This is a genomic window from Alteromonas sp. ABM1_013 (genome assembly GCF_056160505.1).
Genome location: NZ_JBSWXH010000005.1, coordinates 368769 through 382166, shown reverse-complemented (window position 1 = coordinate 382166; position 13398 = coordinate 368769). Strand labels below are relative to the sequence as shown.

10 protein-coding genes and 1 tRNA gene are annotated in these 13398 nt (G+C 44.5%); 5 read left to right on the top strand and 6 right to left on the bottom strand.

All coding sequences use genetic code 11. The features are described 5' to 3' along the window. Positions 1 to 35 precede the first annotated feature (35 nt). Entirely contained in the window at positions 36 to 827 is a 792-nt protein-coding gene (gene gloB, locus ACXAGK_RS16365; protein ID WP_474857043.1) for a hydroxyacylglutathione hydrolase, read from the bottom strand. Positions 828 to 911: 84 nt separating this feature from the next. On the opposite strand from gloB, the gene ACXAGK_RS16360 reads away from it, so the two are divergent. Continuing rightward, positions 912 to 1769: a class I SAM-dependent methyltransferase gene (locus tag ACXAGK_RS16360; protein ID WP_474857042.1), complete on the top strand. Its 858-nt coding sequence runs from the start codon at positions 912 to 914 to the stop codon at positions 1767 to 1769. 184 nt (positions 1770 to 1953) lie between these two features. Here ACXAGK_RS16360 and ACXAGK_RS16355 read toward each other — a convergent pair whose 3' ends face one another. Then, a complete protein-coding gene (locus ACXAGK_RS16355) occupies positions 1954 to 2793 on the bottom strand; it encodes a mechanosensitive ion channel family protein (protein ID WP_474857041.1) in 840 nt (279 codons plus the stop codon). Positions 2794 to 3183: 390 nt separating this feature from the next. After that, complete coding sequence (gene metG, locus ACXAGK_RS16350) at positions 3184 to 5211, bottom strand: methionine--tRNA ligase (protein WP_474857040.1); 2028 nt, start codon at positions 5209 to 5211, stop codon at positions 3184 to 3186. A 108-nt stretch (positions 5212 to 5319) separates the two neighbouring features. On the opposite strand from metG, the gene apbC reads away from it, so the two are divergent. From apbC to ACXAGK_RS16330, 4 genes are all read left to right on the top strand, one after another. Continuing rightward, on the top strand, positions 5320 to 6426 hold the full coding sequence (gene apbC, locus ACXAGK_RS16345; RefSeq protein WP_474857039.1) for an iron-sulfur cluster carrier protein ApbC: 1107 nt from the start codon (positions 5320 to 5322) through the stop codon (positions 6424 to 6426). A gap of 233 nt (positions 6427 to 6659) precedes the next feature. Then, positions 6660 to 7253: a dCTP deaminase gene (dcd, locus tag ACXAGK_RS16340; protein WP_179983793.1), complete on the top strand. Its 594-nt coding sequence runs from the start codon at positions 6660 to 6662 to the stop codon at positions 7251 to 7253. 138 nt (positions 7254 to 7391) lie between these two features. Beyond that, positions 7392 to 8828 (top strand): SLC13 family permease, encoded by a 1437-nt coding sequence (locus tag ACXAGK_RS16335; protein WP_474857038.1) that lies wholly within the window; start codon positions 7392 to 7394, stop codon positions 8826 to 8828. A gap of 136 nt (positions 8829 to 8964) precedes the next feature. Further along, a tRNA-Pro gene (locus tag ACXAGK_RS16330) sits at positions 8965 to 9041 on the top strand. Between the two features lie 210 nt (positions 9042 to 9251). Here the strand turns inward: ACXAGK_RS16330 and ACXAGK_RS16325 are convergent. The 3 genes from ACXAGK_RS16325 to ACXAGK_RS16315 form a co-directional block, all read right to left on the bottom strand. After that, positions 9252 to 10658 carry an SNIPE associated domain-containing protein gene (locus ACXAGK_RS16325; RefSeq protein ID WP_474857037.1) on the bottom strand — a complete coding sequence of 469 codons (1407 nt, stop codon included), beginning with the start codon at positions 10656 to 10658 and terminating at the stop codon, positions 9252 to 9254. Between the two features lie 101 nt (positions 10659 to 10759). Next, positions 10760 to 12007, bottom strand: a complete 1248-nt coding sequence (locus ACXAGK_RS16320) for a hypothetical protein (protein WP_474857036.1) — start codon at positions 12005 to 12007, stop codon at positions 10760 to 10762. A 618-nt stretch (positions 12008 to 12625) separates the two neighbouring features. Then, entirely contained in the window at positions 12626 to 13210 is a 585-nt protein-coding gene (locus ACXAGK_RS16315) for a recombinase family protein (RefSeq protein WP_012518830.1), read from the bottom strand. Positions 13211 to 13398: the final 188 nt, after the last annotated feature.

The following is a 13398-nucleotide window of genomic DNA, read 5'->3' as shown; positions in this document are numbered from 1 at the left end:
ACCGGCAATATTACGATAATCGGCTTACTTTTGCATCAAAACTCATCTTTCCAGCGGCGAACTGCAGCAAACACTGCAACATCGTCAGCCAGGTTATTTTCGCAATAGGCTTCGGCAGCAGTTTTCACAGAAAGTTCATGGGCACGTAAAAATGGGTTTATGTTTTTTTGCTCTTTAAGGTTACTCGGTAAAGTAGGTTGATTCTGTTCTCGCTTAGCGTTAACCCAATCGGCGTAGTCGTTTAGTGCCGTATTATCAGGCTCAACAGCAAGAGCAAATGCAACGTTTGCTTGCGTATATTCGTGGGCGCCGTACACCTTGGTAGTGTCAGGCAATCGCTTTAACTTATTCAAAGAATGATGCATTTGCTCTGGCGAGCCTTCAAATAAACGCCCGCAGCCAGCGGAAAACAACGTATCACCACAAAATAGTACGCCATGACCAAAAAACGCGATGTGATCTAGCGTGTGACCCGGCACCTCCATAACTTGAAGTGCCATTTTGAACACGGGAAGAGAAACAGTGTCGCCCTGCGCCACCGATTTAGTGATGCCTCTTATATGGTTGCCTCTTGGCCCTATAACCGGTAAATCCGGTACGGTGGATACTAGCTTAGCAATGCCACCAGTATGATCTCTATGATGGTGGGTAATAAGAACCGCACTAAGTAATAATTTATTGGCTTTAAGAAAAGCCAATACAGGTTCTGCATCGCCCGGGTCAACGACAATAGCGCTGTTACCGTTGTGAATGCACCAAATGTAGTTGTCAGTGAAAGCGGGGATGGGATGAATTGTTACATCTGAAGGAAGCGTTTCTGCCGTCATAAGAGTACCTGCTTGTGTAGGTAGAATTATGCGTTACTATAGGGACTTGTGAACAGCAGAGCAACCTAAGAGCGCGCAGTGTTAATGAGATCGGCCTTTAAAGCCAAACCGCCTCGCTACCCGACAAGCTGGGGTGATTTCCCTGCAGGTGAGCATATACGCGATGCCGTAAATACAGTGTGTAGCGATTATGCTGAGCGCATATTTGGGTATCACTTTGCTAAGCTAGGCTCTTTAAGTGCTGAGATTAATCTAAATACTAGCCCTATAAGGCATCACATCAATCAGGTGCCCTTTGATAACCAATTTGGTTGCCAGTTAGACGACAACGCCTTATCTAACAATTCTTCAGACAATAATGTTGCACCTTCACAGTTACAGAATGAAAGCCGTGAATCAACTATTAGCAGAGAAAACATGGTAGTCGGGCAGTCGCACTGCTTACCCTTTGCTGAAAACAGCATTGATGGCTTTCTATTAGCTAATGAATTAGATTTTGCGCAAGACCCTCACGAGATCTTAAGAGAGGTAGACCGTGTTATTACGCAAAACGGTTACGTTATCATCAGTGGTTTTAACCCGTTAAGCTTAGCTGGAATTGCCAAATTTCTACCGGTTAAACGCGGAAATATTTTGCACGATGCACGTTTTTTTACGTCCTATCGCATCAAAGATTGGCTTCAGTTACTTGGTTTTGAAATTGTTGAGCAGCGCCAGGTACTGTTTTCTACGCTGTTTTTTCAGCAACGGTGGAAAGGAGCCGCTAAGCTTCAGCACTATTTAGCGTCTTACTTGCCTTGGTGCAGCGCGGTATATGTAATACTTGCGAAAAAGCGGGTAATCCCTATGACGGCCATAAAGCCTAAACGTAACTTAAAACCGCGCTTTTCAGCGGTGGGGGCCAGTGTAAGGACTTCCTCGGTAAATCGTACGCTGCGTTAGCGGTGTTAATGTACATGCCATGCGCACGTAGAGCGGGCCAGGCTTTTAACTAAAAGGCTGTAACAAGCGTTAACCCTTTTAGAGATTTGCTAACTTGCTGTACCAGAACGCTAGGCTTTAGCGTTCACAAGCGAATTTGAAGGGGAGTGGGAGATAGCTTAGCAGCTATCTCCATATTAAGATTTTAATCGTCGTTTGCTTTATAGAGATGCACATCTCGCTGTGGGTAAGGAATACTAATACCTTCTTCGTCAAAGGCTTTTTTAACTTTTTCCTGCATATCCCAGTAGTAAGGCCACAAATCATCTGTACCGACCCAAGGTCTAAACATCAGGTCGACTGAATTGTCACCGAGTCCACCTACACAAATTCTTGGTTCAGGGTCGGTCAATGAACGCTCGTCTTCTTCAAACAAACGCTGCAAAATTTTCTTAGCTTTGTCGATATCGTCATCGTAGCCAATGCCAAAGGTCATGTCGCAGCGGCGTTTATCGTATACGCTGACGTTAGTTAATGTGGCGTTAGATAGATTCCCGTTGGGAATAACAACACGCCTATTGTCAAAGGTGTTGATTACAGTATAGAGAATTTGTATTTCTGCTACAGACCCTAAATACCCTTCCGCCTCAATGGTGTCACCCACTTTGAAGGGTTTAAAAATCAGTATTAGCACACCGCCAGCAAAATTGGCCAGGCTGCCTTGTAATGCTAGGCCTATAGCCAAACCTGCTGCACCAACTACGGCGATAAATGAGGTGGTTTCAATACCTATCATAGAGGCAACAGAAATCAACAACATAACTTTTAAAACGGCACTTATAAGCCCGCATAAAAATTTGTTTAGAGTGGGGTCCTTTTTACCTATCCGGTGATCTAATAGGTTTACAAAACGATTTACTAACCAAAGACCCACCACCAGAGTAAGAATAGCCAATAGCAATTTTGGGGTATAAGTCATCACCAGTGATATGGCTTTTTCGGTTAATTCCGATAAATCGATATTAGTCCCGAACAAATCTTCCATAAATACCTCTTTCAATGATTAAACACCGTGACTACGTTATAGAAAGAATGATAGATCGCCTTGAATTACAACGAGTGGAAATGTCCCTTTGATGGTTTGCGGTTGTTAGCTTATTTTGCGATAGGGCGATAGGGCGATAGGGCAAAATGGAAAAAGGGAAATAACAAGTTACGGAGTAGATTAAAGACTGGGTTAGTAACGATTGAGTTAGATGATGCTGAGGGCGGAATAATGAGCTTGCACGACGATGGAAATGTACCTTCAACCTATCAATAAGATTTTAGGCTACACGAATCAGAGAACTTTATTATCAGCTAAACAAAAAAGGTGACATTCCGTCGCTTTAAAGCGCTGAATGTCACCTTTCTTCAATGGTGAACGTTATAAGGTTTACTTAACGCGCATACCCGGCTTTGCACCTTCGTGCGGCTCAAGAATATATAGCTCGTCGCCACCTGGGCCTGCCGCTAACACCATGCCTTCACTCATGCCAAAACGCATTTTACGAGGGGCAAGGTTCGCTACCATTACCGTATGTTTACCGATAAGAGCTTCAGGCGAGTAGGCCGACTTAATACCAGCAAAAACTTGTTTAGTTTCGCCGCCTAAATCTAGCTCTAAACGTAAAAGCTTGTCAGCTTTTTCTACGTGTTCGGCGTTAGCGATACGTGCAATACGTAAATCAACCTTTGCGAAATCATCAAACGAAATAGTGTCGCTGATAGGGTCTTTAGCTAGCGGGCTGTCTGGGTCGATAGCCGGTGCAGCTGGCGCTAGGCTTTCTTTTGAATCATCAACCATGGCGTCGATTTTCTCCATTTCTACACGCTGCATCATCGGCTTAAATTTGTTGATGGCGTGGCCTTTTAATAAGGTTTGCAGTGAATTCCAGTCAAACGAATCGTTTAGGAAAGCTTCTGCTTTTTCTGCAAGTACTGGCAGTACAGGCTTCAAATAAATAACCAACAGACGGAACATGTTGATACCCAGCGAGCACACATCGTGTGTGAACTGCTGTTTAGTTTCGTCTTTAATGGTTACCCAAGGTGCGTTGTTGTCGATGAACTGGTTTGCCTTATCAGCAAGGGCCATAATTTCACGCACAGCTTGGTGGTACTTACGTCTCTCGAAAAGTGCTGCAATGCTCTCTGATGCGTTTTGGAACTCGGCAATTAGCTCTGGCTCAATCACGTTGTCAGACAATTTGCCGTCGAAACGCTTGGTGATAAAGCTTGCACAGCGGCTTGCTATGTTAACCACTTTACCTACCAGGTCTGAATTCACTTTTTGTGCGAAGTCAGTAAAGTTAAGGTCGATGTCGGTAACACCGTCGCCCAACTTAGACGCAAAGTAGTAACGCAGATATTCTGGGTTCAGGTGGTCAAGGTAAGTACGGCCTTTAATAAAGGTACCGCGCGACTTTGACATTTTCGCACCGTTCACCGTTACAAAACCGTGAATGTTTACGCCAGTAGGCTTACGGTATCCCGCGCCCTCTAGCATGGCAGGCCAGAATAGGCAGTGGAAATAAGTAATGTCTTTACCAATAAAGTGGTACAGCTCAGCGTCAGAATCGGCTTTCCAGAAGTCGTCAAACTCTAGGTTATTCTGGTCGCAGAAGTTTTTGAAACTAGCCATGTAGCCAACAGGCGCATCTACCCACACGTAGAAGAACTTGTTCGGCGCACCTGGAATTTCAAAGCCGAAGTAAGGCGCATCACGGCTGATGTCCCACTGTTGAAGACCTTCAGTAAACCATTCTTGCAGCTTGTTAGCCATTTCTTCTTGAAGGGCACCCGAGCGGATCCACTCTTTTAACATGCCTTCAAATTTTGGCAGATCAAAGAAGAAGTGCTCAGACTCACGTAGTACTGGTGTAGCACCCGATACCACGCTACGCGGGTTTTTAACTTCAGTTGGGCTGTAAGTTGCGCCACACACGTCACAGCTATCGCCGTTTTGGTCTTCTGCACCACAGCTTGGGCACGTACCCTTAACGAAACGATCTGGAAGGAACATTTCTTTTTCAGGGTCGAACAGTTGATTAATAGTGCGCTTGCTAATGTAACCCGCGTTATCAAGACGAGTGTAAATCTCTTCACACAATGCCTTGTTTTCTGGCGAATGGGTTACATAGTAGTTGTCGTAATCAACGTGAAAATCAACAAGGTCTTGGTGATGTTCAGCACGCGTTCTTGCCACCATTTCTTCTGGTGTAATGCCAAGCTCTTGGGCTTTAAGCATAACCGGCGTACCGTGTGCATCGTCGGCGCAAACACTGTAACATTCGTTTCCGCGAAGGCGCTGAAAACGAGTCCAGATGTCGGTTTGAATGTGTTCTAGCAAATGACCTAAGTGAATAGAGCCATTTGCGTATGGCAACGCACTGGTTACCAGAATTCGGCGTTTTTCTGACATAATGACGTTATTGATTCTTTGCGTTTCAAAATGGCTGCAAATACTAGCGGAAAACCGCGTTTTTTGCATTACGTAATTCAAACAATTCTACTACTAGTAAGGCATTTTATGTTCTTTTCTCGCAAAGCAGAGTCGGCAACTAAAAAAGTTGCTGTAATTTTGGCCAAGTATTTCTCGTTAGATGTTGAAGATACCTTGCCATGGTGTGCTTTTAACCAGCCAGAAAATGAAGATGCAGGCGTTACAGTAACTTTGCCATTTTGCATTGCTACACAGTTAGATACGCTTAAACAAGAAGTGCTTAACCAGCTTAAAGGTAAGTTAGATGCCGATACGCTTACTTTTAAGCAAAACGTTGCCAGTGGCGAAACTGAAGTTGCCCCCGTTACTAATATCAAAAATATTATTGCGGTAGCTTCGGGCAAAGGTGGGGTGGGTAAGTCTACAACCAGTATCAACCTTGCGTTTGCGCTTATGCAAGAAGGCGCGAAAGTAGGTATTTTAGATGCTGACATTTACGGGCCGTCTATCCCCATTATGTTGGGCAACCCTGACGCACACCCTGAAAGTGAAGATAATAAGCACATGCAGCCCCTTATATCACATGGGCTGGTGGCGAACTCCATAGGCTATTTAGTACCGCAAGAAGACGCGGCCGTATGGCGCGGACCAATGGCGAGTAGGGCATTAAAGCAGTTATTAGAAGAAACCTTATGGCCTGTACTCGACTATTTAATTGTTGATATGCCGCCAGGAACAGGCGACATTCAGCTTACTATGGCACAGCAAGTGCCCCTAACTGCTTCTGTGGTAGTAACTACGCCGCAAGACTTAGCGCTAGCCGATGCCCAAAAAGGCATAAGCATGTTTGAAAAGGTCAATGTGCCAGTACTTGGGCTTATCGAGAACATGAGCTATTACCAATGCAGAGCCTGCGGCACCAAAGACTATGTATTTGCAAAAGACGGAGGGGAAGCGCTTGCCGAACGTCATGGGCTTCCGCTTTTAGGTCAGCTACCCCTTGATATTTATATCCGCGAGCATGGTGATGCCGGCACGCCTTTGTTAATTTCCTCGCCTGAAAGTGACTTGAGTGAAAGCTACCGCGAGGCAGCTAGAGCAATGTCTATGCAACTAGCGCTTACCGTTGAACCACGCAAAGGAGCGGTTAAACACATTAAAGGCGACCCAATTGGCATTCTTGGGAAAGATTGAGAAAGAGTAGGGTTCAGTAATAACAGGTAGCGCACAATAGTGATGTACGTTTAGTTTAAAGCCTAGTTAGATGCTGAACCAAAGAAAAATAGAGGCAGGTTTTGGCACTTAAATTCAAAATTAGCTAAAACTTTATAAAAATTGCGCAAAAGCAGATAAAACAAGCCTTTGAGCAGTTGAATGCATGCGGTGACATACGCATAATAGCGGCCTAACGAAATGAGGAATACACCATGCGCTTGTGCGACCGCGATATCTACCAACATCTTCAAGATGGGAAAATAAAAATTGAGCCTACACCTAACTATGACCAGATTAGCGGTGTAACGGTAGATATCCGCCTTGGTAACAAATTTCGCGTGTTTGAAGACCATCAAGCGCCGTTTATCGATTTAAGTGGCCCAAAAGCACAGGTTCAAGAAGCGCTGGACCACGTAATGAGCGATGAAATTGAACTTGAAGAAGGTAAAGCCTTCTTTCTACACCCCGGGGAGCTGGCGCTTGCCATTACTCACGAGTCAGTAACGCTGCCGGATAATATCGTTGGCTGGCTAGACGGGCGCTCTTCACTGGCGCGTTTGGGCTTAATGGTTCACGTAACAGCCCATCGCATCGACCCAGGTTGGTCTGGTAACATCGTTCTTGAGTTTTACAACAGCGGTAAATTACCTTTAGCGCTTCGCCCTAAGATGAAAATAGGCGCACTAAGCTTTGAAGTGTTGTCAGCCCCAGCTGAAAAACCTTACAACGCCAGAGTTGATGCGAAATATAAAGATCAAGCCGGTGCAGTTGCCAGTCGTATTTCGTCAGACGACGAAAGTAAGTAAAACAATCTAAAAACAATGTTTTTGGAAAAGCCTCGTGCGTTTCCCGCTAATTACTGATAGAAAATATAAGAGCAATAATTAGGGCCTATAGCTAAGGCCCTAGCACTTATAATAAAGCGATTAGTAACGGGAAGCGCAATGCACACAAATCCTGAACCTTCTTCAGATATTCAACAACGACAGCCAACACGAAAAAACAGCATTATTATTTTCGCGTTTATCGCCTCTGTTCTTAGCGGTATGGGCCTGTGGGCTGTAAATCAGCCTAGCGAAATTATATTTACCGCTGCTATCACCCTTTTTGTAGCCTTACTTTGGGTAACCGAAGCGCTGCCCATTCCTGCTACTTCGCTTCTACCATTCGCGTTATTTCCATTATTCGGCGTACTGTCACACAGTGAAGCTGCTTCAGCATTGGGAAGTCATGTCATTATATTGCTAATGGCGGCTTTCATGCTTTCAAAAGGGCTTGAACGTGCCAAATTACACAAGCGATTCGCTATTTACATGCTGCGTGTAACAGGCAGCGGCAGCCCGCTTAAACTGATACTGGGCTTTATGCTCACTACCGCCGTCCTTAGTATGTGGATTAGTAACACCGCCACGGTGTTAATGATGTTGCCAATGGCCATTGCCATTATTAATGCGGTCGATAATTCAAGATTCGGCGTGGCCCTTATTCTGGGTATTGCTTATTCAGCAAGTTTGGGCGGGGTAGGGACGCCAATTGGCACACCGCCGAATATTATCTTCATGAGCGTATATGAAGAAACACAAGGTATTGAATACAGCTTCATCGAATGGATGAAAACTGGCGTACCGATAGTCGTTTTAGGTGTGCCTATTATGGCCTTGTGGTTGGCACGCGGAATTAAAGAAGTGGGCAACATCGATTTGCCTGTACCTTGTGCATGGTCAAAAGCAGAAAAGCGTGTACTTGCCATTTTCGGTACGGTAGCAATGGCGTGGATCTTCAGACCTTTTTGGACCGCTTGGATAGGCGTGACCACCATCAGTGATAGCACTATAGCCGTTGCAGGTGTCGCCGCTATGTTTTTTACCAATAGCGGCAATGACAATGGCGAAGTAGACGCTAAAGGTAACAACGACAAGCTGCTCGATTGGAAAACCGCTAACGATATTCCTTGGGGAATGTTACTTTTGTTTGCAGGTGGCATTTGTATTGCGAAAGCGTTTATGTCGTCGGGTTTAAGCGTGCTGATGGGGTCGTGGTTAACAGGGCTTGCTACCTTACCTGTTTTACTACTTGTGCTAGGCATTTGCTTATTTGTAACTTTTCTTACAGAAATTACTTCTAATACCGCAACCTCTACCTTGCTAATGCCGATATTGGCGGCAGCGGGGTTGGCAGTGGGCGTTGACCCTAAGTTACTAATGATTCCGGCGGCTATAAGCGCAAGTTGTGCCTTTATGCTGCCAGTAGCAACAGCGCCTAATGCCATTGCGTACTCAACTGAAAAGTTCGATATTAAAACCATGGCAAGAGAAGGAATAATGCTTAACGTACAGGTAGCCTTAGTGGTAACCGCAGTGTGCTACGTTACGTTAGCCTGATATCAAAAAAACGGCAACTAGGTGTTTTAATGCAGAAATTTGCAAAGATGGTTAGCATTTGAGCGCTTAAACAGGCTTATTGCTAATTCTCGTTGCATTGTGAACAAATATGAGTAGTATTACTCGCTCTTTCGGTCGGTGTGTAGCGCAGCCTGGTAGCGCACTGTCATGGGGTGTCAGGGGTCGGAGGTTCAAATCCTCTCACACCGACCAACTTCTCTCTTTGAAGCGACACCCTAAAGCCTTATCTGGCTTACTCTACAGCACATCTCAAAATCAATCTTCAAGACTGCACACAATCTTCACTTTCATCTTAATGATAATCAAATTTGTGAACGTTCACAATCTTGTTCACACTTGCTAAATACGTTCAGAGTATCGGGTAATCGTGAAGTTGCCCGATTGCTGACTTCGGAAGTTCCTTCAAATTTCTTCAGGTAGCTTTCGGTTGACAGTGTTGTCTTCTTTGATTTTGTCTTGAGTGATTAATAGACTTTGATGATAGTCCTGAGCTTCAGCATCAGTCAGAAAATCTACATCAGGCTTTAACTCCTCAAGCTTGCCCTTCAGTTCGGCTAAATCTACTCTGAAAAATTCCTTACGGTTGTTTACTAAGTTGAGTCGATGTTCATTGAAATGACGATGCAGTTCAGCTTCAAGTGCAGGCGCATCCTCGGAGTAAATAAGAGCATGGACGTCAAATGTGAATGGCACACTGGCATCCCCAAGCTCACGCACACGGTCTAGGGGCTCCAGTCTTCTAGTCATACCGATTTTAAATACCCCATCACCAAACGAACCGATGTTACTGATGATATAGACGTAACCAGATTTGGTTTGTTGTGCCATCGATAGGGCCCGTTCTGATTTTGCTCTGGCCTCGTTCAGTTGTGCCTCAAGTTCTTCAAGTTCAGACTTTAAGCGCTCAAGCTCGTCACCAGTAGCTTTATTGGCTTTAGCATTGGCCTTAGCAACAAGCTCTTCGTATTTATGCTGTTCTCTTGCCGCTGCCTCTTGTTCCTTTATTAGCTGTTGTTCTTCTCTGAGTTGGCGCTTCGCTTCTGCTCGTTCTTCCTTCTCTTGTCTGAGCTTCTCAGCATATTCATAAGTTAGCCTGAGCTCTTGCAACTTGAGTTGGAAATAGGGTTCTGTGATTTGGATGTTGTTAGACTTATTGAGCTTGTCTATTGCATCTCTCGCTTTAGATAAGCGCTCTTCCATTCTGCGGATATTATTCCATCTTACGTTTGATACTGCTGCGTCACATTCGTTATTGAAAGCTCTCAGCGTTAGTTTAAGTGCTCGGTTTGTCATCGTCTGACCTTCTCTGGCACTGTTATTAACTTTCCACTCAGTATGGCAAACGGCCGCTTGTTTGGCTTTCAGCATATCTTTCTGCTGCTCTCGCACAGCAATAATCTCAGCTTTGAATCTGTCTGAAGTTCCAAAGTCGAAGTGAGGTTCATAGTACCCCAATGTAGACAACTCAATTTTTTCATCAAATACAGCCAGCTCTCTTTCAAGTTCATCAAATAGCTTTCGTTTAGTCGCATAAGACGCCCGAAGCTTCTGGATGTTTGATGTGATTGCTTCTGACTCGGCGTTAAGCTCCGTCACACGAGCTTCAATAGAGCTTATCGGTTGGTACTTCTCAAGCAGCTCTGTCGTTCTTTGCTTCGAGTCTTGAAGGTGAGATTTGACTTTGTTGAGCTCTGACTTTAGCTCGCGAGATTTTAATAGTGAAAACACTAGCAACGATATGACTGCGAAAATCAAAGCGTAGGTAATGATATGTCCATAATCACTTGGAAGAGCTTCAATCGAGCCCATAACTGTAATCCGTGTCTGCTAATCCTTCTGACAACATTATAACAAGTGCTCATTCAATACAAAATCAAGTCATTATTGGGAGTCCTTTCCCTTTGGTGTTATCAGGCTATAGATGCCTCCATCCCCGTATTTATTTCATACTGTTCGTGCATAGCTTGTCGTAACTGATGAGCTTTTGACTCAGGAACTATAAAGCTGTCATGAACAGGAATCACAGGAATAGCTTCTTGCGTTAATGAATCCATAACATCATTTGCAATCTTGCTATCGATATTTTGAAGTGTTTGCCAAGCATTGCGGTAAAGTAAGTCTGAAATAGCCTTATGTCTTGCTTCAAACATCCCTAGAAGGCTACCCGCCTTTTTAGCGTTGACTTTAAGATGGAAAGATACCGCTCTGACTGCTTGGTTTTTGCTGCTGGTACTGGTCGCAATCAAGGCTATCTTTTTAACTTTGTCTCTTGTTACTCCTTCGATGTCGTAGCAATCACTCGGAGCTTCTGCGCCTGATAAATGATACAGAAGGCGAGGGTGCATCGACTTGTAGTCAAGTTCAACACAAGGCTCTCCATTAATCGTAATGTTGCCTCTGACAACTTGAGGTAGGTTCTGCGCATCACAGTAAAACCTGCCACCAATGCACCATTGCCCTTTGAATATCCGTCTGCATGAGAGGTCAGACTGCGATAGTTGAATGGTTCTGTTGTCTTCAGATGTATATACCCAGTTGTAACTTGTGCGTACCTCATTATGTTCCATTATCGACTTTCTCATGCGAAGAGTGCTTGGTTCGTCGCTGTAGTTAACGTAATCATAAGGATTGTTGCGAAGAATGAGCGGGTCAATAGGAACAGAAATGTCAGTTACCTCAATTGCTTCCAGAAGGCGAGCTTGATTGATACAGGTCTCAGTCGGAAGAATAAGTGACGGAATGCCAGACGTGTAGTTCTCGCTTTTGAATCCTCGCTCAATCTTAATCAAGCCTAGCTGTTCTCCTTGCGCCAGCAAGGTGTTCATCGTGTCTCTGCTGTACGGCTCCCTACGAAATCTCTTCGGGATAGCTTTTAGGCGCTTACCTAGCGAGTATACGAAACCTGTATCGGTGCCTAAGTTCATCGCACAGGCAAGATTGACAGCTATACACTTAACCGCTTGGACTGTTGGCTTGGTAATACGTTGTCGCCCTTGTGTCAGCTGTTCGGTGAGCCAGTCGGTAAACTTTGAATCTACTCCCTTATGGGTTCTCAGTGGGAAGGTGAATATTGGGTTTGCATTTGGCGTATTGGACTTCCCCTTGAGGGCTTGTGTCCACTGGAAGTTTTCTTGCGGTGTAACCATAAGTTGGTTCATAAGTGTTCTCCTTGTCTTATTCCCCCCTATAGTGCTGCTGGTGGTCTCCTCGTCTGTCGCTAAGTAGTTCTCTAATTTCCATTTACCAATAACCAACCAAGTTATCATTACTGGTTAGCTAGTTAGTAAATACAATTGAGTGCGTCTGAATCGAATCTTCAAGGTGGCACAGTTTAAGAAGGGAAGTAAATTGAATGAAATGTAGCAACTACGTGTTAGTCGACTACTGTCTGCTTTAATTTGATAAAAACAGGGTATTAGAAACGGATAGACAAACTATTTCAGTTTCTATATGGCTTCTCCCTTATGTCAGGGAGTCGTGTATCCCTTGATTTTATTGGCTTTAGTGAATATTAGGTAAATCTAAAAAATCTGAAGAGCTTTAAGGTTGTTAGCTCTAGACAACTGATAAGCGAGAAGTGCGGATACAAAGCATCATTACAGATCGACAACGGCTTTCTACGAGCCTTTCTGGGTACAATTAATACGATTGCATTGGGTAAGTTAACTCGATCTGAGAGAGCTTTATAGAGCCTCAAACAGTTAAGCGTGAGACTCCGTTGTGATAGTGCTGAAGATGTCTAACAGAGGAGTTGCAGGCCACATGAATCCTTGGCTTTATAATTCGAATTTACTCGGTTTATTATTTTGCTTAATGAACTCATTGATTATCTTATGCACCGCTCCCTTGCTACAGCTCAATTCTTCAGCAATCTTAGCCATGCTCAAGCCTTCCTCTCGTAGCTGGTGGACTCGCTCACGGTCTACAGACTTCTTACGCCCAAACTTAACGCCTTTCTCTTGCGCCTTAGCGATACCTTCCATCTGTCTTTCGTAGCGTAGAGACAACTCGAACTCAGCTACAGCGGCAATCATGTGGAACATTAGCTTACCGTGTGGTGTTGTCGTGTCGATGCCTTGGTCAATCACTATAAGGCCTACGCCTTTGTCATCGAGTAACTTCGAGATGTTCGCTAGGTCAGCCACAGAACGACCTAATCGGTCTAGCTTGGTCACAACGATAGCTTCACCTTCACGCACGTAATCAAGCATCTTCTCTAACTCTGGGCGGTCTGCTGTCTTACCTGAGCGCTTCTCTTGGTAAATCTTAGCGCAGCCTTTCGCCTTCAATGCGTCAAGCTGTACGTCTAGCTTCTGGCCTGTGGTAGATACTCGTGCGTAACCGATAAGTTGACCTGTCATGATAAATCCATCCTGTTCAATAAAGTCTGAAGGTTAAGTGACCAGCAAGATAATGAACGGTAAGTGAACGGTCAATAGGTAAGTTCAAAAAAGTTTACTTTGATGGACGGTTACGAAACCTGATATTTCCGGTCTCGTAGTCAGTCCGCAAATTTCCGGAGTGAGGACATTGAGCCACCAGCCTTGAA